This window comes from Victivallis vadensis, from assembly GCF_003096415.1.
GTDB lineage: Bacteria > Verrucomicrobiota > Lentisphaeria > Victivallales > Victivallaceae > Victivallis > Victivallis vadensis.
The window spans coordinates 45,856-70,045 of sequence record NZ_QEKH01000027.1; the positions used below are offsets into that span (position 1 = coordinate 45,856).

The following is a 24,190-nucleotide window of genomic DNA, read 5'->3' on the forward strand; positions in this document are numbered from 1 at the left end:
CGGGTCTGCACCCCTGCGGTTTGCAGACCTTGTGCGCTACGCGGCCTGATTTTCAATCAGGCACCGGTAGCTGGGCGCATAGCGCACAGGTGTCTTCGACGACAAGGGCGCTTCGCCCCTTGACCCCGACCGGCAAGGTGCCGGTGCCGAGTACCGGGGGGCGAAGCGCCCCCGGCCGCCGGAGGCAAAGTCCCGGCGGGAAAGTTACTTCATCGTCTGGCAGACCGTGATCACGATCTGGCCGAAAATGTCGTCGCTGTTGCAGCCGCGCGACAGGTCGTTCAGCGGCTTCGCGAGTCCCTGCAGCACCGGGCCGTAGGCGTCGGCGTGCGCGAGGCGCTGCACGAGCTTATAACCGATGTTGCCCGCGTTGAGGTCCGGGAAGATCAGCACGTTGGCCGCGCCCGCGACCGGGCTGCCCGGCGCTTTGGCGGCGGCGACGGAGGGAACCAGCGCCGCGTCGGCCTGCAGTTCGCCGTCGCAGAGGATGTCGAGCTTTTCGTCGGCGATCTTCTGCTGCATCATCGCGGCCGCTTCCTTGACCTTGTTCAGGATTTCATGGTCGGCGCTGCCCTTGGTCGAGAAGGACAGGAACGCGACTTTCGGAGTCTTGCCGAGCAATGCGCGATAGGTATTGGAGGTCGCGAGCGCGATGTCGACCAGCTGGTTCGCATCCGGATTCGGATTCACGCCACAGTCGGCGAAAAGCAGCACATCGTCTCCGGCCGGGGCCGGGGTCTTCAGGTCCATCACGAAAGTGCTGCTGGCGATCTTCATGCCCGGCGCGGTGCCGATGCAGTGGAACGCGGCGCGGAGCATGTCCGCGGTGGAGGCGATGCTGCCCGCCACCAGGCCGTCCGCGAGGCCGCGGCGGCACATCATCGCGCCGAAATAGATCCGGCTCTGCATGGTCTTGGCGGCCTTTTCCGGGGTCATGCCCTTGGCCTTGCGCATTTCGGTGAACTCCGCGACGAAATCGTTGTAGAGCGGGCTGTTCAGGTAGTCGACGCATTCGAACTTGCGTTCGGTGACGCCGGCCTTGGCGCAGGCTTCGGCGATTTCGGCTTCGCTGCCGAGCACGATCGCCTTGGTGACGACCTTCTCGTCGACCGCCTTGTTGGCGGCGGCGACCACGCGGGCGTCCTGGCCTTCCGGCAGGACGATGACCTTGGCGCCTTTGCGGGCGCGTTCGACGAGCGTATTCAGGATGGACATTTCTTCGTTATCCTTATGTTAAAAGATTACTTGAGGTGCAGCGTGTCGACGACGCTGCGCGCGATCATCAGTTCTTCGTCGGTCGGCATCACGATCGCCTTCCAGCTGCTGTCGTCGGTGGAGATCACGCCGGCTTTGCCGAAACATTCGGCGTTGCGGCCGTCGTCCAGCTTGAGGCCGAGCGAACCGAGCTGGTCCATGATGCGCTTGCGCATCGGAACCGAGAATTCCCCGACGCCGCCGGTGAAGGAGATCGCCTGCGGCCCGTCGAGCAGCACATAGTAGGCGCCGATGTATTTCACGATGCGGCGGGCGAACATCTTGAGCGCGAGCTCGGCGCGTTCGCTGCCTTTTTCTGCGGCGGCAAGCATGTCGCGCATATCGCCGGAGTTGATGTCGCCGACGCCGTACAGGCCGGACTGCTTGTTCAGGATCTTATCCACTTCGGCGGTGGTGTGGCCGAGGTCCACCAGGCGGATCACCGCGGCCGGGTCGAGGTCGCCGCAGCGGGTTCCCATCATCAGCCCTTCCAGCGGAGTCAGGCCCATCGTGGTGTCGATCACCTTGCCGTTCTTCACCGCGGCCATGCTGCAGCCGTTGCCGAGATGGCAGGTGATGATGGTGGTGTCTTCGACCTTCTGGTTCAGGAATTTGGCGGTCGCCAGCGTCACATAGTGGTGGCTGGTGCCGTGGAAGCCGTATTTGCGGATGCCGTATTTCTTGTAGAAGTCGTAGGGAATCGCATACAGGTACGCTTCCGGCGGCATGGTCATGTGGAACTGGGTGTCGAAAACGCCGACGTTCGGCACGCCGGGCATCTCTTCCTCACACGCTTCGATGCCGGCGAGGTTGGCCGGGTTGTGCAGCGGGCCGAGCGGGAAGCATTCGCGGATGATCTCCTTGGCCTTGTCGTCGATCTTCACCGGAGCGGTGATCTTTTCGCCTCCGTGCAGCACACGGTGGCCGATCGCGGTGATTTCGCTGAGGCTCTTGAGCACGCCGTCTTCGGGATCGACGAGCTTTTCACAGATCTTCTTCAACGCCTCGACGTGGTTTTTGACCGGAATTTCGGCCTCGAACTTATAGCCGTCGGGACGTTTGTAGACCATGTTCGGCTTATCGTAGCCGAGACGCTCGAAAAGTCCCTTGGCCAGAATCTGTTCGTTTTCCATCGAATACAGCGTGAACTTCATCGAGCTGCTGCCGGCGTTGATTACCAGAATCTTCATTTGAAAATACAATCTCCCTGTCAGAGTATGAAACAGTCATTATTTTTTGCGGAATACAATACGTCCCTTGGTCAAATCGTAGGGGGACATCTCCAGCGTCACCGAGTCGCCGGGCAGGATGCGGATGAAATTCATGCGCATTTTCCCGGAAATGTGGGCGGTCACCATATGCCCGGTCTGAATTTCCACTTTGAACATCGTATTGGGAAGGAGTTCCTTGACAGTTCCTTCCACGCGAATCACATCGTCTTTGGCCACGTTAAAATCTCCGGTTCGTTATCAGTTATCAGCACCATATGTTCGAAATGGGCGGAACAGGCGCCGTCGCGCGTCCTGACCGTCCAGTGATCCTGCGGGTCGGTCGTGACCCGGGCGGTTCCGAGATTCAGCATCGGCTCGATGCACAGAACCATGCCGGGCGCCAGCCGGGCGCCGCGGCCGTAGCCGACGAAATTGGGGACTTCGGGAGGCTCGTGCATCCGGGTGCCGCAGCCGTGCCCCACATATTCCTGAACCACACCGAGACGGTATTTCTTCGCGGTCGTCTCCACCGCCTGGCTGATGTGGCGCACGTAGTGCCCGGCGCGGGCCTGGGCGATGCCGTTCATCAGCGATTCCTGGGTGCCCTTGAACAGCCGGGCGAGGTCGTCGGGCAGTTCCCGGAACGAAATGGTCCGGGCAGTGTCGCCGATCGCTCCGTCGAGTTCAACGCCGACGTCGATGCTGACGATGTCGGTGTCGAGCAGGATCCGGTCGGGACGGCCGATGCCGTGCACAACCTCGTCGTTGACCGAAATGCAGATGTTGCCGGGGAAACCGTGGTAACCGAGGAACGCGCTTTTGCCGCCGGTCTCGCGGATCAGTTCCGCCGCGAGCTGGTCGAGGTCAAAAGTAGTCATTCCGGGGCGGGCCAGTCGGGCCAGCGAGTCGCGGACGCCGGCCGTCACTTCGGCGGCGCGGCGGATCCGGCGGATCTCATCTTCCGTATGAATGACCTGATCGCGCGACATGGTTTACGCGAGCTCCTGTTCGAGCGCGGCAACGATTTTGTCCTTGTCGGTCTCGGTGACGGTCAGCAGCAGCCCCTGCTTTTCGTAGTAATCGATCAGCGGCTGGGTCTGTTTGTAGAAGACTTCCAGACGGGATTTCGCGGTTTCGAGCGAATCGTCCGGGCGCTGGAAGAGTTCGCCGCCGCACTTGTCGCAGACGCCTTCGACCTTGGAGGGCATGAAGAGCTTGTTGTAGATTTCACCGCACTTCCTGCAGTTCTGGCGGGCGGTCAGCCGCTGCAGCAGCAGCTCGTCATCGACCTTGAAGTAGATCACCCGGTCGAGCGGGTTGTTCAGCTCCCTGAGGGCTTCGCCCAGCAGGTCGGCCTGGTGGATGGTGCGCGGAAAACCGTCGAGGATGAAGCCCTTCTGACAATCGGGCTGCGCGAGGCGGGCGCGGACCATTCCGGCGACCACTTCGTCCGGCACGAGCTTGCCGGCCTTCATCAGCACGGAGGCTTCGCGGCCCAGCTGGGTGTCGCGTTTGATTTCGTCGCGCAGGATGTCGCCGGTGGAGATGTGCGCGAAGGGGTACTTGGCCAGCAGGATGCCGGAGATGGTGCCTTTGCCGGCGCCGGGAGCGCCGATAAAGATCAGGTTCTTTTGTTTCAGCATGGTTATCGTTCCATTTCTGGTTGAAAAAGTTAGATATTCGATCCGGCCGACTGCCGGGTAAGTTTCAGCAGGGTGTCGAAAAGCCCGGCTTCCGGCACCTCGGACTGGCTGCCGTCGGCCATGGTCTTGACCATCGCGATCTTCTTCTCAAGTTCCGCTTCGCCGCGTACGACCGTGAAGGAGGCTCCGGCCTTGTTCGCGCTGCGCAGCTGCGCCTTGAAGGAGCGTTCCTCCAGCTCCAGCGCGACCTTCATGCCCGCGCGGCGGAGCTCGCCGGCGAGTTTGAGGTTCGCCATGCGGGCCGCGGCGCCGAGTCCGACCAGATAAACCGGAGTCGGTTCTTCTTTTGCCGGATTCACTTTGAGCGCGTCCTGCACCATCAACAGCCGCTCCATGCCTGCCGCGAAGCCGACGCCCTGCACCGGACGGTTCTGGCCGGGCAGGAAAAGTTCGTAGCGGCCGCCGCCGGCGATCGCGGTCTGCGCGCCGAGGCCGGTATGGGTGACCTCGAACACGGTGTGCACATAATAGTCCAGCCCGCGCACCAGCAGCGGATCGACCGTATATTCCACGCCGAGCGCGGTCAGCGCCGCCTTGACTTCGTCGAAATAGGCGCGGGATTCGGCGCTGAAGCTGGCGACATAGTCGGGTGCGTCGGCGACGAATTTGCGGCAGGCTTCCTGCTTGCAGTCGAGAATGCGCCATACGTTGCGCTCCAGCCGCGCCTTGCAGTCGTCGCACATCTCGTGGATGCGGCTGCCGAAGTAGTCGCGCAGCAGCTGTCCGGCAGGGCCGCGGTCGGGCATCACGCCGCGGGTGTTGATCGAGAGCTTCGCATCCGGAATGCCGATTTCACGCAGGAACTCCATCAGCATCGCGATGCATTCGGCGTCGATGAGAGGGGCGATCCGGCCGACGTTTTCGACGCCGATCTGGTGGAACTGCCGCCGCCGTCCGGCCGCCGGGCGCTCGCCGCGGAACATCGGGCCGTGGTAGTAGACCCGCTGTTCGACGCCGTTCAGCACGTCGGTGTTGGACAAGGCGCGCATCACGCCGGCGGTTCCTTCGGGGCGCAGCGTCAGGCTGCGTCCGCCGCGGTCGAGGAAGGTGTACATCTCTTTCTGCACGACTTCGGTTTCGTCGCCGAGGCCGCGCTGGAACACTTCGGTGTACTCGAAAATCGGAGTGCGCAGCTCGCCGTAACCGTATCTTGAAAAGACCGTCCCGGCGGCGGCTTCGAGGTTCCGCCAGCGTCTGGCCTCCTCCGGAAAAATGTCCGCCGTACCCGGCGGTGGGGCAAATGTCGCCATTTCTGAAAACCCGTAAATCCTGTTAAAAAAACAAACCACGCCCGACGAAAATCGTTTCCGTCAGGCGTGACAGCCGCTCATCGGCACACCGGCTTACTTGAACTGAGTCGGATCAAGCTGCTCGACCGCTTCCTTGAGCTCCTTGCCGGCGCGGAACTTGACCACGGCGCGTTCCGGGATGATCACCTCGTTCTTGGGCTGGTTCGGGTTGCGTCCCTTGCGGCTCTTGCGGACTTTGATTTCGAAAACGCCGAAGTTCCGCAGCTCGATGGTGTGCCCTTCGATCAGGTCCTGGGCGATATAGTCAAGGGTCTTCTGGACCACTTCGGCCACGTCGTTCTGAATAAATCCGGTTTCTCTGGCAATCTTAACCACCAAATCACGCTTGGTCATTTCTGAATCTCCCTGACTCTGTAAATATGATTATAATGTTGAAAAAGTTTTTCCGCTGTCAATTTAAATAATATTACGCCAAAACCGCCCATAGTCAACATCTTTTGATGAAAAAACTCGTAATTTTGGCGGATGGAGAGTTCCGGCCGGAAAATCGGGAATGCGGCGGACGAACCGTCGTGTTCGCGATGATCCGGGCCGCCGGATTCGTTATTCCGTCTGGGCTGCATTCCATTTCTGAAGCTTCTGTTTGAGGACTTTGCCGGTTTCCTCCGGGAGTCCCCGATTCTGGACCAGATAGTCGATCACCTGTTCCGGCGAATGATAGCGGGGCAGGTCGATCTGCTCCACATGCCCGTCCGCAAAGCCGACACTGACGCCTTTGCGGTGGTTGCCCGGTTTATCGAAAACAACCGGAAGCTTGGAGGGAGCCTGTTCTTTGGCAAGATCGGTTCCGCCGAGATAGATGTAGCTGCAGGTATCTTCCGTGAGGTTCCCGGAACCCTTGTCGTCCGTCGCCGAGGGGCAGATGTAGCAGGTGAAATCGGTCAGATAGTCGTCTTTGACCAGCGTGTTCAGGCCCGCCGCTCCGTTGTCGGCGGGAAATCGGCTGTCATGATCGTTGGCGTACATGGTCAGGCCGAGCATGACCTGCTTGACGTTGTTGACGCAACTGATCCGCCGGGCTTTTTCACGCGCCTGATTCAACGCGGGCAGCAGCATGCCGGAATAGACCAGCATCGGCGCGGCGACCTGAAGCTGCGCGGCGGAGAGGTTGGAGCGCATCACTCCCGCGTAGCCCTCCGCTTCCTTGCGGCTGACGCTGAATACGGTCAGGCCGGGGATTTTCGCAAGCGCCGGTTGGAGGGCGGCCAGCTCTTCGGATTCGGATGCGATCGCGCCGAGCTGAATCGCACTCTGAACCAGTGACGCCGGGACATTCAAATAGAGGAAACCGAGTCCGTCGCCGGGCATGTTCCTGAAATACGGAGCAAGTTCCGGGGCCGTTGCCGCGCCGCCGTCGGCGGCACGGACAAGGTCGTAGATGTCGGCGGAGCTGGCGAGCACGATGCGCCCCTTTTCCAGGATCAGCCGCGGCTTGACAAAGGGCGGCAGGCCGGGGGCCTGAATGGTATATAGAGTGTCCGACTCTTTTTGAAGCTCCAGGTCATCGGCGTGTTTCAGGAGCAACTGGGCGAGAAGCCCCTTGCCGTCGGGCAGGATCAGCAGCAGTTTGGGCTGGATATCCGGGAGTGTCCCGTCGCTGGTGAGCAGGAAGAACGCCTCTCCGGTGAGTCCCGCGAGGAAGTCGTCGAATTTGCAGCCGAGCGTCTGTTCGGCCTGCCGGGCCGCTTCTGCCGGAAGATTCTTCACTTCCTCGTTCTGCGAACCGGCAAGCGCCGCGGACAAGGTTTTCCACGCCGGGCCGGGATCGAGGTGGAGGCCGAACGCCAGCCGGGTGTTGGCCGGAATCATCTTCAATCCCGCCAGTTTGCGGTTTTCACGCCCGGCCAGATCGAACAACACCCCTTTCGGCTGCGCTTCCGACAGGCGGATGAAGGATTTGTTCACGTAGACGCCCGGGGCGTCCGCCGCGATGATGCTGCTGGAACCGAACGCCTGCACCGCCTCGAAATTCAGCAGGCCGCTGACCAGTTTGACGACGTCGGCGACTTCGGCGGAATCCGCCTCGCCGGACGCGGTGAGCATGGAGACAAGCAATTCCTCGAATTGTCCGGGCATCCCGTCGATGCTGAGATAATTGTAGTAGTCGCCCCCGAAGTCGAGATGACGGGCCGTCGAGTCGAAAAGCGCTTTTTCCGCCGCGGCCGGTGAAAGTTCGGTGGCTCCGGCGGCCAGCGTCAGCCCGGCGGCGCCGGCAAGCAGGGTGTTCAGGAAACGTTTTTTCATGATATGGATTCTCCTCTTGATTGATCCTCTCGCGATCCGTGCGGACGGACCGCGTTTACCGTTACAATATACCGTTTTGCGGAAAATGCCAATCGCCTCCCGGAGAAAAGTTTCCGGGACCGGGAGGGGGCGGCGGAAATCGGCCGATTTTTTCCGGAAAGATGTGGCGGCGGCGGCGAAAATGCGCTATATTGTAAAATAACCCTTTCGCTGTTTCAGACAGCCAATGGCAATTCAATCAACAGGAGCATGGATATAATGGACCGATATCAGGAACTTCACGCGAAACTCGCCGCCGCCGGACAACAGCAGCTGCTGCGCTTCTGGTCGCAGCTCGACGCCGATCAGCAGGCCAGGCTGGCCGGTCAGCTCGACGACATCGATTTCGCCGAACTGGAAAAGCTGATCAAAGAGTATGTGCTGCTGCGGCCGAAAACGCAGATCCCGGAGGATCTCGGCCCGGCCCCCTATTTCCCGCTGGTTCCGCGCGACGAGGAGCAAAAGGCGCTTTACGCGAAGGCGCAGGCCCGCGGCGAAGAACTGCTGCGGGCGGGACGGGTCTGCTGCCTGACCGTCGCGGGCGGACAGGGGACGCGGCTCGGCTTCGACGGCCCGAAGGGGACCTATCCGATCGCGCCGGTGACCGGCAAGACGCTGTTCCAGTATTTCGCCGAATCCATTCTGCGCACCGGTGAAAAGTTCGGCTGCCGGCTCACGTGGTATATTATGACCAGTCTGCTGAACCGCGAGGCGACCGAGGCGTTTTTCAAGGAGCATGCGTTTTTCGGGCTGGCTCCGGAGCAGGTGTTCTTTTTCACGCAGGGCACCATGCCCGCGATCGGCTACGACGGCAAGCTGCTGCTGGCGGAAAAGGATTCGCTGTCGCTCTCTCCGAACGGTCACGGCGGCACGCTGCTCGCGCTGCGCAAATCCGGCGCGCTGGCCCGGATGGAGGCGGAAAAGACCGACTGCATCTCCTACTTCCAGGTGGACAACCCGCTGATTCCGGTGGTGAATCCTTTCTTCCTCGGCATGCACGATCTGGAAAAATCCGAAATGAGCGCGATCATGCTGGCCAAGACCGGCCCGTTTGAAAAGCTCGGCAACTTCTGCGTGACCAACGGCCATCTGGAGATCATCGAATACAGCGACCTCCCGGCGGAACTCGCCGAAAGCCGCAATCCGGACGGCACGCTCCGGTTCATCGCGGGCAGCCCGGCGATTCACATGATCTCGCGCGCTTTCGTCGAAAAACTGACCGCCGGCGGCAGCCTGAAACTGCCGTGGCACCGCGCCGACAAGAAGGTGCCGTTCGTCGATGAAGCCGGCAATCCGGTCAAACCCGCCGAACCCAACGCGGTGAAGCTGGAATCCTTCATCTTCGACGCGATGCCGCTCGCCTCCAGAACCATGGTGCTCGAAGGCAAACGCGAGGACCTCTTCGCGCCGACCAAGAACCCGACCGGCGTGGATTCGGTCGAGAGCTGCCGCGCGATGCTGATCGACCGCGACGCGCGCCGCCTCGAAGCGGCCGGAGTCAAGGTCGCCCGCGACGCCGAAGGCAAGGTCGCCGCCGAAATCGAGGTTTCGCCGCGCGCGGTCTGCGACGACGCGGATGCGGCCGAATACGTGAAGGCGCACAACCTGCGCGAAGTCGCCGCCGGAGCCAGGCTCTATTTCGAATAAGGGGACGAAGCCGTGGTCAAGCCGTTTCTGAATGACGAACTCTCGCTGGTGACCGATCCCGACCAGGATACGACCGGAGCCATGAACATGGCCTACTGGCTGCTGATCGTGGCGGCTGCGCTGGTGGTGGGAGGATTGACCATGCTCTATTCGGCCAGCTTCAACACCGCCGGGTTGAAATTCTTCCGCAACCAGCTGATCTGGGTGGGAGCGGGGGTGTTCGGCGGCGGCGCGGCGTTCCTGATCGGTTACCGCAAGCTCGCGAATGCGTCGGTGGTCTGGATGGCGCTGTCGTTCATATTGCTGATGGCGGCGCTCTGCTTTCCCGCCGTGAACGGCGCGAACCGCTGGATCCGCTTCCGGCTGCCGGGGCTGGAGATGAGCCTGCAGCCTTCCGAGTTCGCGAAGATCGCGGTGGCGCTGTTCGTCGCGAAATACTGCGCGGACAATATGCGCACCTTCAACGAGTGGAACAACCGGCGCGGCATCCTGCCGCTGGCGGGCGTCACCGGATTGGTGATTCTCGGCATTCTGGCCGGACGCGACCTCGGCACCACCGTGCTGGTCGGCTCGATGGCGACGCTGACGCTGCTGGCCGCCGGGCTCTGGAAGCGGTATATCCTCGTGCCGATCGCCTTTGCGGTGCTGATCGGCACTTACATCTTCTTTCACGACCCGACCCGGGTGGCGCGGGTGACTTCGTTCCTGCGGCCGGAGGAGGTGCAGAGCACCTCCGGCTACCAGCTGTGGAATTCGCTGCTGGCCTTCGGCTCCGGCGGCTGGAACGGCATCGGCTTCATGGAGAGCCGCCTGAAGGCGAAATACCTGCCGGAAGCCCATACCGACTTCATTCTCGCGATCGTCGGCGAGGAACTGGGGCTGATCGCGATGCTGGCCGTGATCGTCGCCTATGCGGTGTTCGCGGTCTGCGCGCTGAAAATCAGCCTGCGGTCGCATTCGCGGCTCGGGATGCTGCTCGGTTTCGCGCTGACGCTCGGCATCGTGCTGCAGGCGGCGATCAATATGACCGTGGTAATCGGCGTGGCTCCGACCAAGGGGATGCCAGCGCCGTTCATCAGTTACGGCGGCAGCAATATGATGGCGACGCTGATCGCGGTCGGCATTCTGGTTTCGATCGCCGCCGACACCGCCGAACCCGGCTATAACGAACGATACCGGAACTCCCTGCGGCGGAAGCTCTCCTTCCTGCCGTGGTTCCGGCAATACCGCGACGGGGAGTGAAGATGAAACTGACCTGTCTGGCCATCACCTGCGGCGGAACCGGAGGGCATTTCTATCCCGGTCTGAGCATTGCGCGCGTCTTTCAGAGGCAGGACGGCGAGGTGCTGCTGCTGCTCTCCGGCGTCAATTCCGAGAAGCAGCGCGAAATCGCCGAATCCTATGGAGTGCCCGCGGTGGTGCTGCCCCGGATGCCGTCGCCGAAGCACGCCCGCCAGTTTGCGGCGGGGCTGGCCGGAGGCGTGACCGGAGCGTACCGCGAGCTGGGGAAGTTCCGGCCTCAGGCGCTGTTGGGGATGGGCTCTTTCGCATCATTCCCGGCGATTTTTGCCGCCCGGCTGCGGGGGATTCCCTGTTTCCTGCATGACGGCAATGCCCGGATCGGCAAGGCGAACCGGCTGTTGAGCAGACAGGCGAAGGTATTGGCGACCGCATTTCCGCCGGTGAACGGCGGAACTTCCAAGGCGAAGCGCACCGTTGTGACCGGAATGCCGGTCCGCCCCGAGCTGGAGGCGGAAGCCGGAATCTCCAAAGAGGAGGCGGTCGCCGGATTGAACAGGGCGTTCGATGCGGGCCTGAAGCCGGATTTGCCGACGGTGCTGATTTTCGGCGGCAGCCAGGGGGCGAGCGTCTTCAACCGGATTGCGCCGGAGGCGCTGCGGAGTTTGGATGCCGGCCGCTTTCAGGTGCTTCATCTGGCGGGGCCGGATAAGCTGGAGGAGACGCGCGAGGCCTACCGGGATGCGAAGTTTCCGCTGCTGCTGCTGCCCGCCAGCGAAAAAATGGGGCTGTTTCTCGGCGCCGCCGATCTGGTGCTTTCGCGCTCGGGCGGCAGCACGGTCGCGGAGCTGGCGCTGTTCGGCAAGGCGGCGGTGCTGATCCCGTATCCCTATGCGGCGGAAGGCCATCAGGCCGATAACGCCCGGTATCTGGCCGATGCGGATGCGGCGGTGCTGGTCGATAACACTGACTTCACGGCAAGGCGCGCGACGGAGTTGTTCCGGGATTTCCTCGACGCTCCGGAAGGCTGGAGGCATCGGGCGGAGCGCGCGCGGGCATTGGCGAAACCGCATGCGGCGGAGACGATGCTGGCGGCGATTTCTGATTATTTTGATTCAACCCGTTGAAACCGGGTTGACACGGCGGGTCCGAAAGGCTATATTCGAGATTATTATGAACAGATATATCAAAATTTCATTGCTGGTCCTGATACTGACGCTGCTGTTTCCGGCTCCGAAGGCGCAGGCGATCGATCCGGTTACGCTGGCCATTCTGGCCCCCATTGCGCTGAAGGTGGCCGACGCCGCCAGGCCCTATCTGGTGCGGAGCGCGCTGAATACGGTCAGGTGCATGGGGAAAATGGGCAAGGATATGTTTGAGATTTTCTATCTGCCCTACGGATTTCTGAAGATGACGGTCGGGGCGCCGTTCGGCGGGTTCACCTCGGGGCTGGTTTATACGATCAAGGGGGCGATCGCGCCCGGGAAACTCGTACTCCACACCCTGCTGCTGCCGGTCATGATGATCGGCGTGGACATCAACATCTGAGTTCCGGGAGGAGGGTGCCGCATGACCCGTTCCCAGGAGCGCCGCAAGCTCAACGAACGCTATCTGCTGCTCAAGGAGTGGTACGGCAAGGAGTACGCTAAAACGGAGATGGCCGCCCACACCTGCCAGCCGACCGATATCAATCTGATCATTCAGCATGAATGCGAATGTCTGGCCGCGCCGGAGGTCGGTGTGTTCATCACGCTGGAAAGCCGCTGGCGGGAGATCGTCGGCGAACAGCTCGCCGTCTACGCGAAACCCGCCCGGCTGCGCGACGGCGTCCTCAGCCTTGAGGTGCGGCACAGCTCGCTGATCCGTGAACTGGCTCCTTCGCTCGACCTGATCCAGAAGCGGATCGACGAGCTGCTGGGGCCGGGGGTGTGCAGTTCGATCAAACTGATTCCGAGCGGAAGCCTGAGCCGGGGAAAGCGCGGATGATCCTGAGTGCAAGCCGCCGCACCGATATCCCCGCGTTTTTCGGGGAATGGCTGCTGAATCGGCTCCGGGCCGGTTCCGTACCGGTGCGCAATCCGCGCAACCCGGCACAGGAGAGCCGGATCGCGCTGTCGCCGGAAACGGTGGACTGCATCGTATTCTGGACCAAGGACCCTGCGCCGCTGCTTCCGAAACTCGACGAACTGGATGCGCTCGGCTACCATTATGTTTTTCTGTTCACCCTGAACAATTACGGCGCGATGATCGAACCGGGTGTGCCGCCGCCGGCCGACCGGATTGCGACTTTCCGCCGGCTGGCGGACCGGATCGGCCGCGACCGGCTGGTCTGGCGTTACGATCCGGTGATCTTCACTCCCGAAATGACGCCGGAACGTCACGCGGAGTGTTTCGACCGGCTGGCCGGAGCGCTCGGCCGTTGCTGTTGCAAAAGTGTGGTCAGCTTTGTGGATTTCTATCCGCGCTGCCGGAAAGCACTGGCGCTGTTGGGCGCATATGATCCGGATGATGCGGTGAAGCGGGAACTGGCGGGCCGGTTCGCGGAGTCCGCCGCCCGCCGCGGAATTCCGGTCGAAGCGTGTGCCGAACCGCTCGACCTCGCCGGAACCGGCGTCCGGCCCGGCAGCTGTATCGATCGCGACTGGCTGTCGCAAGTCTGCGGCCGGGAATTGAAGCTGCGGCGCGCCTCCGGCCAGCGTTCCTGCTGCGGCTGCGCGCAAAGCGTCGATATCGGCGTTTACGGCACCTGCCGCCACGGCTGCGTCTACTGCTACGCCGCGCGCGGACAACAGGCGACCGGAAAAGGGGCAAATCAGAACGGAGCGATCGCCCCGGAGGCGTCGATGCGGTAATCTTTGCGGCTGTCGTAAGCGTTGATCGGGGCGTCGGCAGCGCCGTGTTTGCCGCCGTGATAGATCATGCCGCGATCGATGTTGTTGTTTCGGATCAGGATGTTTCTGCCGCTGCCGACCCAGATCGGGCGGCGCGGGCCGGGACCGTTGACGATGGTGTTGCCCGCGATGGTGATGTTCTCATGGCCGGTGTCGTTCTTGAAGGTTCCGGTATTGGGGTAGGTGAGCCAGATGCCGGCCCGGACCCAGTAGCCGCCCGGTTCCTTGTCGTAGACGCGGTTGTTGACGACGGTGTTGCCGGTGATCGTCACATTGCGGCAGGAGAAGAAAAGCGAAATGCCGCCGTGTTCCGTATCGCGGGTCACGTTGCCGGAAATCACCGCGTCTTCGCACCACTCCAGGTCGAGGCCGACATCTCTGGCGCATTCGACGATATTGCCGGACATTACGACGCCGATCACGCCGACGCCCCAGATGCCGCCGTCGCCGGTCGGGGAATTCTTCACGTAGTTGTCGCAGAACCAGAGGTTGCGGGTGCGCGCTTCGGGGCGCCAGTGATCCTGGCTCCAGAACTGGATGCCGTGCTTGATGCTGCCGGTGACGGTGTTGCGCATGGTGCGGACGTTGGAGCAGTACGTCTGCATGATTCCGGTGTGGGTGTCGCGGATCACGCAGTTTTCGATCTGGGCGTTGTCGACATGGTCGAAATTGATGCCGAACGCGGTGCTGTTGCGGATGAATACCCGGCTGACCGTGACGTTCCGGGCGCGCAGGAAGAAAAGCGCCTGCACCTTTTTGCCGCCGAGGTCGACGCTGAAATCCGAAAACATGGCGTTGCTGCCGCCGCGGATCACGAATTTCGGCTTTTCGCCGAACGGGATCAGCCGTGACTCTTCTCCGACTCCCCGGAGGCTGACCGAGTCGGGCAGCGCCAGTTCGCCGACCGCGAAGGTTCCTGCCGGGATCAGGATGGTTTTCGCGCCTGCCTCGACCGCTTTGCGGAAAGCGGGGGCGGCGTCTTCGGAGCCGTCCGGCCTGGCGCCGAACGCCAGCAGTGAGGCGGTCATTTCCGCAGTCGGCGCGGAAGGCGCTTTTTCCAGCCGGACATCGTCGATCAGGATGGAGTCGGCCTGGCTGTCCACCAGGAAGCGCAGGTGTGCCGAATTTTTTTCTCCGCTGGAAAATTCAAAGGAGTACTCTTTCCAGTCCGGCTGGTTTCCTTTTACCGTGACCATCGGCTTGTATTCGACGCCCGCCCAGAAGGAGCCGGAGTCCGGCGTTTTCGCGCGGAAGGAGAACCGGTAGCGCGTCAGCGGCTGAAGTTTGACGGAACGCCATACCGTAAGGTAGACATTGCTCCGGCGTTTGCCGGTGAACTGCAGCTTCAGCGCCTGTTTGCCCTCCGCCGCCTCGTCGACGACGACGGCTTCGGCGACCGGCTTGCCGGGTTTGTCGACCCGCCAGTCTTTCAGCCCGTCTTCAAACGAGCCGTTGGTGAGCAGATTGGAATCGGCGCGGAGCGCGCCGGACAGACCGCAGAGGGCGATCAGAAGCAGTGGAATCGTTTTTTTCATTTTGAATGACATCCTTGTTGAATTTTCACTTCGGCCAGATCGGATCGCCGTCGACGCCGGGATACTGGTAATTGTACATCGCGCACGCTTCGGCGTTGGAGGGTTCGACCTTGCCGTTCAGGGTGAATACGCCGGCCCACGTCTGCTGCGGGCTTGTCCGGGCATGGCCGTCCGCCAGCAGAAGGTTCCAGTGGCCCGAATGGCGGTTGTCCGGGCGGCTCATATTGGAGCCGAACGCCATGGTGTAGCGCGTTTTGTTCTGCCCGTCGATCAGGATGGCGGCCCGGCCGGGCTGGAGGCATTTGTTCAGGCGCCGGACCGGCCTGGCGCTGTCGTACCCCAGCCGCCAGCAGACCGTATAATTGGTTCGCCAGTTATTGCCGAGCGACTCGAATTCATCCCGGTCGGAGGGGCATTGGATCACTTTCAACTGCCTGAAATAAGGTGAGAGCCGTTCTACGAAAGTCGGTTTCTTGGAGGTGACCTGTCCGTTCGGCTCCGTCAGCATGATTTTATCCGGGGACCACGCGGTGGGGACGAAATCGCGGTAGTCCCCGGCATACAACTGCAGCGAGGTTCCCAACTGTTTCAGGTTGTTGATGCAGGAGATGCTCCGGGCGCGTTCCCGCGCTTTGTTCAGCGAGGGCAGCAGCATCGCCGCGAGGATCGCGATAATGGCGATCACGACGAGCAGCTCGATAAGGGTAAAACGGCGTATTCCGCCGTATCGGAAAACGGCCTGATAAAAGATGCGGTTTCTCATGACGAAGTCCTTTCGTTTTACGGGATAATCTCGTGATGTTCATTATAATTATACCGTTACAGAAGGAGGGAAACAAGAGAGAAACGGGAAAAAAGCGGAGAAACTGATTTTGTTTAATCAATTTTTAATTCAGGAGCCGGACCGGTGGAGGCCGCTTCCCGGAGCCGCATGTTGAAGCGGCAGGGCGGCGGGACCGGCCTGTCGTCGATCTGCGCCAGAAGCAGAGAAACGGTGTGGTAAGCCAGCTCCGCCAGCGGCAGTTGTACGGCGGTAAGCGGAACACACTGCCGGGAAGCGATTTCAGAGTCCTCGAACACCAGCAGTGAAAGGTCCTCCGGGATGCGCAGCCGCTTCCGGTAAGACCATTGCAGGACCGCGACCGCGTAGTCCATCGTGGAAGCGATAAAGGCGGTCGCCCCTTCCGCATACAGGCGGTCAAGTCCGTCGCAGAGTTCACGGGGATTCCGGTGGTCGCAGGGGAAAGCGATCCGGCTGATTCCGGGCGTCCTGTCCTCCTCAAAACCGGAGATCCAGTCCAGCATGCAGGAATCTTTGGAGGCCGTATAGTAGAGAAAAGCCGCTTTCCGGTGTGCCAGCCGGGCCAGATGGCGCAGGGCCAGCTGCATTCCCTGTTTGAAATTGACGGTCACGGCGGAAAGCATGCTGCCGTTGCGGATGTAGATCACCGAAGGAATCCCCTTGCACCATTTCAGGAGGTCCACGCTGGAAAGCTGCGGCAGCAGATTGAGGATTCCCGCCGCGCCGGAGTTTTTGCCGATCGCAGACAGAATATCCCGGGTCTCTCCGTAATCGCCGTAAATGTAACAGGTCTCCGGCAGGAAACCGCGCCGGGTGATCTCTCTGCTGAAGATATCCACGACATGGGAGGCCATCTCGTCGGCCAGCAAAACGATCTTCCGGCGCTCCGGCGCTTTCCGTCTGCCGTAGGGGGTATAATGCAGCCGCTCGATGGCGTCGAGCACACGGCGGCGGACCGGGGCGCTGATGGGGCGGGAACGGTTGATCACAAATGAAACCGTGCCGGGCGAACAGCCTGCCGCTTCGGCCACGTCCCTGATTGTGATTTTCCCGGATCTCATTGCCGGATGATGAGCCTGCCCGGTCATTCCACTTTCAGCACCAGCTGGAACGTGACCTGCGACGGGGGCCGGGGGACGAGGTCGAGGTTGTCCAGCAGCCGTTTTACCGATTCGTCCATCGCGTTGATGCCGCTTCTGGAGATGATTCGCGAGGCGAGAACCTTACCAGTGTCCGAAACGGTCAGTTCCACGACCACTTTGGGATCGTTGTTGCCGAGCAGAGAGCGCGGCGGCTGCTGCCAGCGGGCGTCGAAATAGCGTTTCAGGCCGTTGAAGTAGCTGTCCGGAATCTCGGAAGAAGCGCCTCCTCCGGGCGTCCGGTAGTCGGGCTTGCCGTAAGCCTGCCCCCGGTCCTGTGAACCGATCGGAACGTTCTGGTTGGTGTTGCGCCCCGAACCGTCGCCGATCGGCCCGGTCCGGTTGGGATTGTATACGCCTTCAAGTTCCCGCCTGCGCCGTGCCTCCGCTTCTGCTTTTTTACGCGCGGCCTCGGCAGCGGCTTTCCGTTTCGCGGCTTCAGCGGCAGCTTTCTTTCTGGCAGCTTCGGCGGCCCGTTTCCTGGCAGCTTCGGCGGCTTTCTTTTTCGCGGCTTCAGCGGCTTTTTTTCTGGCAGCTTCGGCGGCGGCTTTCTTTTTCGCAGCCTCGGCGGCGGCCTTCTTTTTTGCCGCTTCGGCGGCGGCCCGCTTCCGGGCTTCACGCTGTTGCTGAAGCCGCACGACGTCGATGCCGGGTTCGTCGGGACGCGCCGGTTCCTGCGGGGGCGGCTCCGGCGTGTCGGGTTCTGTCGGGGGCGGATCGGGCAGTCGGCCCGGGTTGGCGCCGGGACGGAGCCGTTCCGGCTTGCCGACGTTCCAGTCATGGGACAGTTCAGCTCCGCCGATCTTGACCCGGAAAGCGTTCTCCTCCTGATGGGCGCCGCGCCAGCCGAGATAGGCCAGCGGTCCGAAGATCAGCAGCACATGAAGCAGCGACACCGGCACAAAAATCTTCCACTGCCGCCCGGTGGGAACCGGCGGCAGATGTTTTCCGGATGAACCGGGGCGCGGTGGGGAGAGTCGGCTCATCTGCCTTCCTGTGCGGTTACCAGTGTCACATCTTCAAAACCGCTGCGGCGGATCGCCGCCATCAGTTCGATCACATCCTTGTAGGTGCGCGAACCGTCGGCGCGCAGCAGCAGCGAAGTCTTGGGCTCGGCAACTTTGAGCTGGCGGAGGTGTTCGATCAGCTCCTCCTGCGTGACGACGCTGTCGCCGAACATGATCGTGCCCTTGTTGGTCAGCGTCACGCTTTTGAAGTTGTCGTCCGGCAGCTTTTCCGCATTCATCTCGGGCGGTTTGATGGAAGTGCCGTACTCCATCAGCGGCATCGTGATCATGAAGACGATCAGCAGCAGGAACGTCAGGTCGAGCAGCGGCGTGACGTTGATCTGGTCGATCGCATCCATCTGGGAGCGCATTTTCCTGCGGTTGCGCATGATCTTCTACTCCATCGGGTTGGCCGGGCCCGTTCCCGGCATCGGCGACTGCGCCGGAGCTTCCGCCGGATACGCCTGCGGCGGCGCCGGCTGCTGGACGGGCGGCATCACCACCGCGGGGGCCGGCTGCTGCACCGGGGCGGGCTGTGCCGGCATCGGCACCGTGACCGGCTGCGGCCTCGCGGGTTGCTGGTAGACCGGCTGCGGCTGGGGACGGGGCGGCACATAGGCGCGGACCGGCTGGGGCTGCGCCGGAACCGGGTGCACCGGCGGCTGGGCCGCACTCTGCTGCTCGGCTTTGGCCTCTTTTTCCTCGCGTTCCGCCTGGTCGAGTTCGAGCTGTTCAAGTTTGATCCGCACCATGAACTCCTCGGTGAAGTTGTCCATCGTGATGGTCAGCGTGCGGATCGTCGCGGTCAGCAGGTTGTAGCCGACCAGCGACGGAATCGCGACGATCAGGCCCGCCACCGTGGTCAGCAGCGCGCCCGCCACGCCGGGAGCCAGCGCGGTGAAGTCCGATTTGCCCGCCGCCGCGATGCCGCAGAAGGCGAGCATCACGCCCCAGACCGTGCCGAAAAGGCCGCAGAACGGGCTGACGCTGACCAGCGTGGCCAGAAAGCCGATCCGGGTTTCAAGCTGCTGGATCTGGCTGGAGACTTCGCGCTCCAGCACCGCTTCGATCGCGTTGTACTGCGCGTCGGAGAGGCGCGAGGGCCTGGTGCTGATTGCGGTCGAATACTGCTGGCTGCGGGAGTCGCTTTCGTAGAATTCGAGCAGCCGTTCGACGCCGGCGGAGTAGATCGCTCCGATCGGGCCGGGGTCGGCGCTTCCCTCGCGCACCAGCTGCGGCGTCGCGATGTTCTTCTTGTTGGCCCGGAAGCGCGCGAGAAAACGGTTGGAACACTGCCGGGCGCGGTAAAGCGCCATCCCTTTGTCGATCATCACCGACCAGGTGAAGACCGAGCCGATCAACAGCAGCACGACGATGCCCTTGCCGACGCCGTCGCTGTTGGTGTAGGCATAATAGACGCCGGGGGTCGAAGCCGCAAGAATGAGTTGGATGAACATCAGATAAAAACTCCGCGAAAGTTGAAAAATACACTTTATAAAATATAATACCGGGATTATATTCTACAAGTACATTTCTCAACAAAAACCAACATACGGAGAAAAAAATGGCGCAGCAGAAACTCGTGCTCGGATTCGACATCGGCGGAACTAAGATCGGCATCGGCCTCGGTTCCGGGGAAGGCAAAATTCTCGCGAAGGGACGCATCGAAAATGTGAACACCTATCCGGAGGACGTGCTGCCCCAGCTGGTCTCGACCGCGCAGCGGCTTGCCGGCGAAGCCGGAGTCAAGCTCGGGGACGTCGCCGCCTTCGGCATCTCCGCGCCGTTCCCGGCGGACCCGGTCAACGGGATCATGACCGCCCCGACCAACAACAAGCACTGGCGCAACGTGCCGATCCTGCAGTACTTGAAGGACAACCTCAAGATGGACGGCTGCTTTGAAAACGACGCGAACTGCGGAGCCCTTGCTGAGTGGTTCTTCGGCGCGGGGCGCGGCTGCACCGACATGATCTACCTGACCATGAGCACCGGCATCGGCGGCGGCATCATCGCCTCCGGCCGCCTGGTGCGCGGCAACGGCAAAACCCTCAGCGCCGGTGAACTCGGCCACATCTGCGTCGAACTCGACGGGCGGCAGTGCAACTGCGGCATGAAGGGGTGCTACGAGGCCTATTCCGGCGGCCGCGCCCTGGCGCAGCGGATGCAGGAGGAACTCAAGGACAAGCCCGACAGCATGATCATGCAGCTGGTCAACGGCAAGGTCGAGGATATCGACATGGTTCCGCTGGAGAAGGCGGTCCGCGCCGGCGACGCCTACGCCTGTGCATTGTGGGATGAGATGAGCCGCCGCAACGCGCAGGCGTTCGGCATCTACATCAACACCTTCAACCCGCAGAAGCTGGTGCTGGGCACCCTCGCGTGGGCGGTCGGCGACCTCTATACCGATCCGATCAAAAAATACCTGCCGCAGTTCTGCTGGAAAGAGCCGATGGAGGCGTGCGAAATCGTCTCCTCCGAGCTTCGCCGCGACATCGGTTACTATGCGGGCGTCGCCGCCGCGCTGAACCACCTGCAGGAGCAGGGCAAATAACACTGCCGTGGATAAGATCGCGAACCTGACCCGGCGCTCGGCGTTGTTCCGGGCGATCCGGGAGTATTTCTACGACCGGGATTTCATCGAGGTGGAAACCCCGGTCAAAATCCACGCGCCCGCGCCGGAGGAGTTCATCGAATCGGTGCGCGCGGAAGGGGACTTTCTGCGCACCAGCCCGGAACTGGCGATGAAGGTGATGCTGGCGGACGGATTCGAGCGGATTTTCCAGATCGGCTCCTGCTTCCGGGCGGACGAACATGGCCGCAGGCATCGCGAGGAGTTCACGATGCTGGAATTTTACGCGCGGGGCATGGAATACCGGGAACAGGCGCAGTTCACCGCCGGATTCGTCGCCGAAGCCGCCCGCCGGGTGCTCGGCGGAGAATCCGTCGTTTACCGGGGGCGTGAAGTCGACCTCGGCAGCCATGAGTTCATCACCGTCGAGGAGGCATTCCGGCGCTATGCCGGCGTTTCCACGCAGGAAGCGGAGCGGCAGGACCGGTTCGACGAGCTGATGGTCACGAAAATCGAGCCGGAGCTGGGCCGGGGGCGGTTGACTTTCCTGACCGATTATCCCGCCGGCCGCGCTTCCCTCGCGCGGCTGCGCGCCGACAATCCTGCCGTCGCCGAACGGTGGGAGCTGTATATCGAAGGGATCGAGCTGGCCAATGCGTTCGGCGAGCTGACCGATGCGGCCGAGCAGAAAGCCCGCTTCCGGGCGGCGCTGGAGTTTCGCGCCGCGCACGGCATGCACCCTTACCCGGCAGCCGTGGAGTTTTTCGCCGCCCTCGACCGTGGCCTGCCGCAAAGCTCCGGCTGCGCGATGGGGCTTGACCGGCTGGCGATGATTTTCTGCGACGCCGACGATATCGGCGATGTCCGTTCCGACGGCTGACTGCCGCCGATTTTCTGAAAAACCGGAAGAAATCAGGCCTCTGCCGATTGATTCCGGTTATTTTTTTCTGTTTTTTTCAGAATTGCCCTTGACAAAATCAAACCGGTTTGACATACTTATAGTAAGCAATCAAACCAGTTTGATGAAACGGAACGGCGGCAGATGGGAAACAGTGTCACGATCGCGGATGTAGCCAATCACCTCGGTGTCTCCAAGAGCACGGTTTCGCACGCGCTCTCCGGCAAGCGCCGGATCAGCAGCGCGGTGAAACGTCAGGTGCTGGAGGCGGTCCGGGAGCTGGGCTACCGGCCGAACTTCGCGGCGCGGGTGATGAATACGCACCGGACCGGGCTGGTGGGCGTGGTGGTCGATTCGCTGAACAATCCGCATACCACCGCACTGCTGGAAGAGCTGGGCAGGGAGCTGGCGCGTTACTCGATGCAGATGGTGCTCTGTTCGGCGGGCGAGGTGGAGAACGGCCGGCTCCTGCTGTCGAAATTTTCCAACTGCATGGTGGATGGCATCCTGAACAACCTGCCGGGGCTGGCGGAAGGCGAGGCGAGAGAGCTGGCCCACGGCGTGCCGCTGATCACCTACCTGCGGCACCGGGAAGCGCCGTTGACCATCGATTTCGCGGCGGGGACGCGGCAGGCGCTCGACTATCTGGCCGGACTTGGACACCGCAGGATTGCGATGATTCCCGCCGAACGCCGCGGCGGGGCCGGGGAGGACCCCTGCCTGATCGCCTATCGGGAGCAGTTCGGGGATTCCGGGCTGGTTTTCCGGACTCCGGCGGCGACGCTGCAGGCCGGGCTTGAAGTTGCCGAAGCTCTTTTCGCCAGCGACGCCACCGCCGTGCTCGCCGGAAACGATGCGGTCGCTTCCGGGCTGCTGCAGTGGGCCATTGCACGGAATTATCCCCTGCCGGAACGGATGTCGGTGATCGGCCATGATGATTCGCCGCTCGCTTCGCTGACGTTTCCGTCGCTGACCAGCCTGCGGCTCCCGATCGATGTGATTGCCGCCCATACGGTGAAAGTGTTGATGCACGCCATCGACCGGGAACAGCCGGTGCCGGAACCGCTGACCATTGTTCCGGAGTTGATTGTCCGCAACTCGTGCGCAGCCAGGACGCAAGTGGGCGGCAAGGTGTGAAGCGGCGGCTTCCGAGGTTGATTGAAGTGTGAAATCTGCCAATGCAGGCACGGCAATTTCGTATAATGCCGAGTATGTTAAGCGGGCGGCAAGGTGGCGGCAAGGTGCCGCTGCCGGGTGCGCACGCCAATGCCCCTTCGGGGGGCGTGCGGCTACTGGTACAGGCGAGCCTTGGTTGGTCTCCAAGACCATTTACGCGGCGCATAAGTAAGACCACGCCGTCTTTTACGCGGCGCACGATAAGCGCGGTCAGCGCCGCGAACGAATGTGAGGGAATTATTTTGCGGCAGCAAAATAACGAGGAACGATAGTGACGAAGCCGAACGTAGAGAGCGAAGCCCCCCTGGCGTAGTGAGCGCAGCGAACGATGAAGGGTTGGCGGGCGCAGCCCGACAAGTAAGCGGCAAAGCCGCGCCCGCGAATGGGAGTGCTTCGCAAGTCAACGGGAGTCCCGAGGCGAGCGGGGAGGTCCGGAGGGCGATTGGCCCTCCGGAGCCATCCGCATAAGACGTAACGCCCAGTTTGTTGCCTGTAGTGGCCTTTAAGTAATGGCCTTTAAAAGAAACACAACCGACTTATGGCGGAGGTAAAAATGCGTAACAAGGTAAAGGACAAGGAAATGCAGCGAGGAAAACGCGCCCGGCACACTAACATGCCCGGCAGTATGCGCCGGAATTTTACGCTGATCGAGCTGTTGGTGGTAATTGCGATCATCGCGATCCTTGCGGCGATGCTGCTGCCGGCCTTGAACAAGGCACGCGACCAGGCGAAAAAAGCCAGCTGCCTGAACAATCACAAACAGGTGGGACTGCTGATGCAGCAGTACGCGATGTCCAATGACGACATCATACCGAAAGAACTGAAATGGGGCGGAGGCACAGAGAACTGGATTACGATTTTCACACATAACGGCTCGAACAGCGGAGCGATGGATTACAAGGCTTCACCGGGGATGATCGACCGCAAGCTGCTGGTCTGCAGTGCCGTACCCTACACAAAGGAGAACCTGAACAGCACCTGGACCTATACATACGGGATGCTCTACGGTCTGGCCACCGGTCGGATCAACCATGAATCGGCAACGGAGCGGCGGGCACATTGGGGCGTTTTCTGGTTCAAACAGGACGGCAACCAGTTTGTAAAGACCACCCGGCTGAAACATCCGAGCGCAATGCCGCTGCTGATGGATACGATGCGCGCTTCGCTGAAACCGCCGGCGGGCGGCTGGATCGTGATGCCGGACAACAATCCCGACGACATCGGCGTCGGCCTCGTTCACGGCGATTCCGCCAATGTGGACTACTTCGACGGCCACGCCGCCGGCCGGAGCCGCCCGGAACTGCGTGCCGCGCCGATGCTGAACTTCCAGTATTTCGTCGATTCAGCCGGCAACACCATTATTAACGCCGTGTGCAAGTTTTTTAACAAAAAATCCGTTCAAATTGTAGAAGCGGATTCCCATATTTCTGATTGATACAGCAATTGATGGAATGTGCCAACAATTTCCTGCTAATCCGAACAGTCAAATGCCATAAATCTCGGGCTCTGATTTTTTCGGCATTGAA

The 24,190-nt window shown here is 61.7% G+C and carries 23 protein-coding genes and 2 pseudogenes; 10 read left to right on the forward strand and 15 right to left on the reverse strand.

Annotated features, from left to right (window positions below; all coding sequences use genetic code 11):
- Nucleotides 1-204: 204 nt before the first annotated feature.
- From pta to C8D82_RS15205, 8 genes and pseudogenes are all read right to left on the reverse strand, one after another.
- A complete protein-coding gene (gene pta / locus C8D82_RS15165) occupies nt 205-1,215 on the reverse strand; it encodes a phosphate acetyltransferase (protein WP_116885132.1) in 1,011 nt (336 codons plus the stop codon).
- A 26-nt stretch (nt 1,216-1,241) separates the two neighbouring features.
- Nucleotides 1,242-2,444 carry an acetate/propionate family kinase gene (locus tag C8D82_RS15170; RefSeq protein WP_116885133.1) on the reverse strand — a complete coding sequence of 401 codons (1,203 nt, stop codon included), beginning with the start codon at nt 2,442-2,444 and terminating at the stop codon, nt 1,242-1,244.
- A 39-nt stretch (nt 2,445-2,483) separates the two neighbouring features.
- Nucleotides 2,484-2,702 carry a translation initiation factor IF-1 gene (infA, locus tag C8D82_RS15175; protein ID WP_116885134.1) on the reverse strand — a complete coding sequence of 73 codons (219 nt, stop codon included), beginning with the start codon at nt 2,700-2,702 and terminating at the stop codon, nt 2,484-2,486.
- Nucleotides 2,684-3,454 (reverse strand): type I methionyl aminopeptidase, encoded by a 771-nt coding sequence (gene map, locus C8D82_RS15180; RefSeq protein ID WP_116885135.1) that lies wholly within the window; start codon nt 3,452-3,454, stop codon nt 2,684-2,686. Before map ends, infA begins: the two co-directional genes overlap by 19 nt.
- A gap of 3 nt (nt 3,455-3,457) precedes the next feature.
- Nucleotides 3,458-4,108, reverse strand: a complete 651-nt coding sequence (locus tag C8D82_RS15185; protein ID WP_116885136.1) for an adenylate kinase — start codon at nt 4,106-4,108, stop codon at nt 3,458-3,460.
- Between the two features lie 29 nt (nt 4,109-4,137).
- Nucleotides 4,138-5,418: a histidine--tRNA ligase gene (hisS, locus tag C8D82_RS15190; RefSeq protein ID WP_116885137.1), complete on the reverse strand. Its 1,281-nt coding sequence runs from the start codon at nt 5,416-5,418 to the stop codon at nt 4,138-4,140.
- A gap of 93 nt (nt 5,419-5,511) precedes the next feature.
- A pseudogene (locus C8D82_RS15195) lies at nt 5,512-5,826 on the reverse strand (HU family DNA-binding protein); the annotation flags it as partial.
- A gap of 195 nt (nt 5,827-6,021) precedes the next feature.
- A complete protein-coding gene (locus C8D82_RS15205; RefSeq protein ID WP_116885140.1) occupies nt 6,022-7,722 on the reverse strand; it encodes a DUF1559 family PulG-like putative transporter in 1,701 nt (566 codons plus the stop codon).
- 258 nt (nt 7,723-7,980) lie between these two features.
- Here C8D82_RS15205 and C8D82_RS15215 point away from each other — a divergent pair, with 258 nt between their 5' ends.
- Genes C8D82_RS15215 through C8D82_RS15240 form a run of 6 tightly spaced genes read left to right on the forward strand, consistent with a single transcriptional unit; the run spans nt 7,981 to nt 13,499 of the window.
- Nucleotides 7,981-9,408 carry a UTP--glucose-1-phosphate uridylyltransferase gene (locus tag C8D82_RS15215; protein ID WP_165833111.1) on the forward strand — a complete coding sequence of 476 codons (1,428 nt, stop codon included), beginning with the start codon at nt 7,981-7,983 and terminating at the stop codon, nt 9,406-9,408.
- Between the two features lie 12 nt (nt 9,409-9,420).
- Entirely contained in the window at nt 9,421-10,650 is a 1,230-nt protein-coding gene (locus C8D82_RS15220; RefSeq protein ID WP_116885143.1) for an FtsW/RodA/SpoVE family cell cycle protein, read from the forward strand.
- A gap of 2 nt (nt 10,651-10,652) precedes the next feature.
- The gene (locus tag C8D82_RS15225) at nt 10,653-11,774 is read left to right on the forward strand and encodes a UDP-N-acetylglucosamine--N-acetylmuramyl-(pentapeptide) pyrophosphoryl-undecaprenol N-acetylglucosamine transferase (protein ID WP_116885144.1); all 1,122 of its coding nucleotides are present in this window, start codon (nt 10,653-10,655) and stop codon (nt 11,772-11,774) included.
- A gap of 46 nt (nt 11,775-11,820) precedes the next feature.
- Entirely contained in the window at nt 11,821-12,195 is a 375-nt protein-coding gene (locus tag C8D82_RS15230; RefSeq protein WP_116885145.1) for a hypothetical protein, read from the forward strand.
- 21 nt (nt 12,196-12,216) lie between these two features.
- The gene (locus tag C8D82_RS15235) at nt 12,217-12,633 is read left to right on the forward strand and encodes a DciA family protein (RefSeq protein WP_116885146.1); all 417 of its coding nucleotides are present in this window, start codon (nt 12,217-12,219) and stop codon (nt 12,631-12,633) included.
- Nucleotides 12,630-13,499: a DUF1848 domain-containing protein gene (locus tag C8D82_RS15240; protein WP_116885147.1), complete on the forward strand. Its 870-nt coding sequence runs from the start codon at nt 12,630-12,632 to the stop codon at nt 13,497-13,499. Before C8D82_RS15235 ends, C8D82_RS15240 begins: the two co-directional genes overlap by 4 nt.
- Here the strand turns inward: C8D82_RS15240 and C8D82_RS15245 are convergent.
- From C8D82_RS15245 to C8D82_RS15270, 6 genes are all read right to left on the reverse strand, one after another.
- Nucleotides 13,460-15,073, reverse strand: coding sequence for a right-handed parallel beta-helix repeat-containing protein (locus C8D82_RS15245; RefSeq protein ID WP_165833112.1), 1,614 nt, complete (start codon nt 15,071-15,073; stop codon nt 13,460-13,462). The genes C8D82_RS15240 and C8D82_RS15245 overlap by 40 nt on opposite strands.
- A gap of 25 nt (nt 15,074-15,098) precedes the next feature.
- Nucleotides 15,099-15,836, reverse strand: coding sequence for a DUF1559 family PulG-like putative transporter (locus C8D82_RS15250; protein WP_116885149.1), 738 nt, complete (start codon nt 15,834-15,836; stop codon nt 15,099-15,101).
- Nucleotides 15,837-15,949: 113 nt separating this feature from the next.
- A complete protein-coding gene (locus tag C8D82_RS15255) occupies nt 15,950-16,936 on the reverse strand; it encodes a LacI family DNA-binding transcriptional regulator (RefSeq protein ID WP_165833113.1) in 987 nt (328 codons plus the stop codon).
- A gap of 23 nt (nt 16,937-16,959) precedes the next feature.
- Nucleotides 16,960-18,000 (reverse strand): cell envelope integrity protein TolA, encoded by a 1,041-nt coding sequence (gene tolA / locus C8D82_RS15260; RefSeq protein WP_116885151.1) that lies wholly within the window; start codon nt 17,998-18,000, stop codon nt 16,960-16,962.
- On the reverse strand, nt 17,997-18,410 hold the full coding sequence (locus C8D82_RS15265; protein ID WP_116885152.1) for an ExbD/TolR family protein: 414 nt from the start codon (nt 18,408-18,410) through the stop codon (nt 17,997-17,999). Before C8D82_RS15265 ends, tolA begins: the two co-directional genes overlap by 4 nt.
- A 6-nt stretch (nt 18,411-18,416) precedes the next feature.
- Nucleotides 18,417-19,478, reverse strand: a complete 1,062-nt coding sequence (locus tag C8D82_RS15270; RefSeq protein WP_116885153.1) for a MotA/TolQ/ExbB proton channel family protein — start codon at nt 19,476-19,478, stop codon at nt 18,417-18,419.
- A 107-nt stretch (nt 19,479-19,585) separates the two neighbouring features.
- On the opposite strand from C8D82_RS15270, the gene C8D82_RS15275 reads away from it, so the two are divergent.
- From C8D82_RS15275 to C8D82_RS15290, 4 genes are all read left to right on the forward strand, one after another.
- Nucleotides 19,586-20,572 carry an ROK family protein gene (locus C8D82_RS15275; RefSeq protein WP_116885154.1) on the forward strand — a complete coding sequence of 329 codons (987 nt, stop codon included), beginning with the start codon at nt 19,586-19,588 and terminating at the stop codon, nt 20,570-20,572.
- Between the two features lie 7 nt (nt 20,573-20,579).
- The gene (epmA, locus tag C8D82_RS15280) at nt 20,580-21,470 is read left to right on the forward strand and encodes an EF-P lysine aminoacylase EpmA (RefSeq protein ID WP_116885155.1); all 891 of its coding nucleotides are present in this window, start codon (nt 20,580-20,582) and stop codon (nt 21,468-21,470) included.
- Between the two features lie 162 nt (nt 21,471-21,632).
- On the forward strand, nt 21,633-22,625 hold the full coding sequence (locus tag C8D82_RS15285; protein ID WP_116885156.1) for a LacI family DNA-binding transcriptional regulator: 993 nt from the start codon (nt 21,633-21,635) through the stop codon (nt 22,623-22,625).
- A gap of 592 nt (nt 22,626-23,217) precedes the next feature.
- Complete coding sequence (locus C8D82_RS15290; protein ID WP_207776148.1) at nt 23,218-24,099, forward strand: prepilin-type N-terminal cleavage/methylation domain-containing protein; 882 nt, start codon at nt 23,218-23,220, stop codon at nt 24,097-24,099.
- Here the strand turns inward: C8D82_RS15290 and C8D82_RS22355 are convergent.
- Nucleotides 24,047-24,190: pseudogene (locus C8D82_RS22355) on the reverse strand (IS982 family transposase); the annotation flags it as partial. The gene C8D82_RS15290 and the pseudogene C8D82_RS22355 sit on opposite strands and share 53 nt — an antisense overlap.

Coding starts and splice junctions, on each gene's coding strand:
- C8D82_RS15205 (WP_116885140.1), bottom strand. CDS start 7,722: ATGAAAAAACGTTTCCTGAACACCCTGCTTGCCGGCGCCGCCGGGCTG.
- C8D82_RS15270 (WP_116885153.1), bottom strand. CDS start 19,478: ATGTTCATCCAACTCATTCTTGCGGCTTCGACCCCCGGCGTCTATTAT.
- C8D82_RS15275 (WP_116885154.1), top strand. CDS start 19,586: ATGGCGCAGCAGAAACTCGTGCTCGGATTCGACATCGGCGGAACTAAG.
- C8D82_RS15245 (WP_165833112.1), bottom strand. CDS start 15,073: ATGAAAAAAACGATTCCACTGCTTCTGATCGCCCTCTGCGGTCTGTCC.
- C8D82_RS15265 (WP_116885152.1), bottom strand. CDS start 18,410: ATGCGCAACCGCAGGAAAATGCGCTCCCAGATGGATGCGATCGACCAG.
- hisS (WP_116885137.1), bottom strand. CDS start 5,418: ATGGCGACATTTGCCCCACCGCCGGGTACGGCGGACATTTTTCCGGAG.
- C8D82_RS15185 (WP_116885136.1), bottom strand. CDS start 4,108: ATGCTGAAACAAAAGAACCTGATCTTTATCGGCGCTCCCGGCGCCGGC.
- C8D82_RS15255 (WP_165833113.1), bottom strand. CDS start 16,936: ATGAGATCCGGGAAAATCACAATCAGGGACGTGGCCGAAGCGGCAGGC.
- C8D82_RS15240 (WP_116885147.1), top strand. CDS start 12,630: ATGATCCTGAGTGCAAGCCGCCGCACCGATATCCCCGCGTTTTTCGGG.
- C8D82_RS15235 (WP_116885146.1), top strand. CDS start 12,217: ATGACCCGTTCCCAGGAGCGCCGCAAGCTCAACGAACGCTATCTGCTG.
- C8D82_RS15225 (WP_116885144.1), top strand. CDS start 10,653: ATGAAACTGACCTGTCTGGCCATCACCTGCGGCGGAACCGGAGGGCAT.
- map (WP_116885135.1), bottom strand. CDS start 3,454: ATGTCGCGCGATCAGGTCATTCATACGGAAGATGAGATCCGCCGGATC.
- tolA (WP_116885151.1), bottom strand. CDS start 18,000: ATGAGCCGACTCTCCCCACCGCGCCCCGGTTCATCCGGAAAACATCTG.
- C8D82_RS15170 (WP_116885133.1), bottom strand. CDS start 2,444: ATGAAGATTCTGGTAATCAACGCCGGCAGCAGCTCGATGAAGTTCACG.
- pta (WP_116885132.1), bottom strand. CDS start 1,215: ATGTCCATCCTGAATACGCTCGTCGAACGCGCCCGCAAAGGCGCCAAG.
- C8D82_RS15290 (WP_207776148.1), top strand. CDS start 23,218: ATGCGTAACAAGGTAAAGGACAAGGAAATGCAGCGAGGAAAACGCGCC.
- C8D82_RS15250 (WP_116885149.1), bottom strand. CDS start 15,836: ATGAGAAACCGCATCTTTTATCAGGCCGTTTTCCGATACGGCGGAATA.
- C8D82_RS15230 (WP_116885145.1), top strand. CDS start 11,821: ATGAACAGATATATCAAAATTTCATTGCTGGTCCTGATACTGACGCTG.
- C8D82_RS15285 (WP_116885156.1), top strand. CDS start 21,633: ATGGGAAACAGTGTCACGATCGCGGATGTAGCCAATCACCTCGGTGTC.
- C8D82_RS15215 (WP_165833111.1), top strand. CDS start 7,981: ATGGACCGATATCAGGAACTTCACGCGAAACTCGCCGCCGCCGGACAA.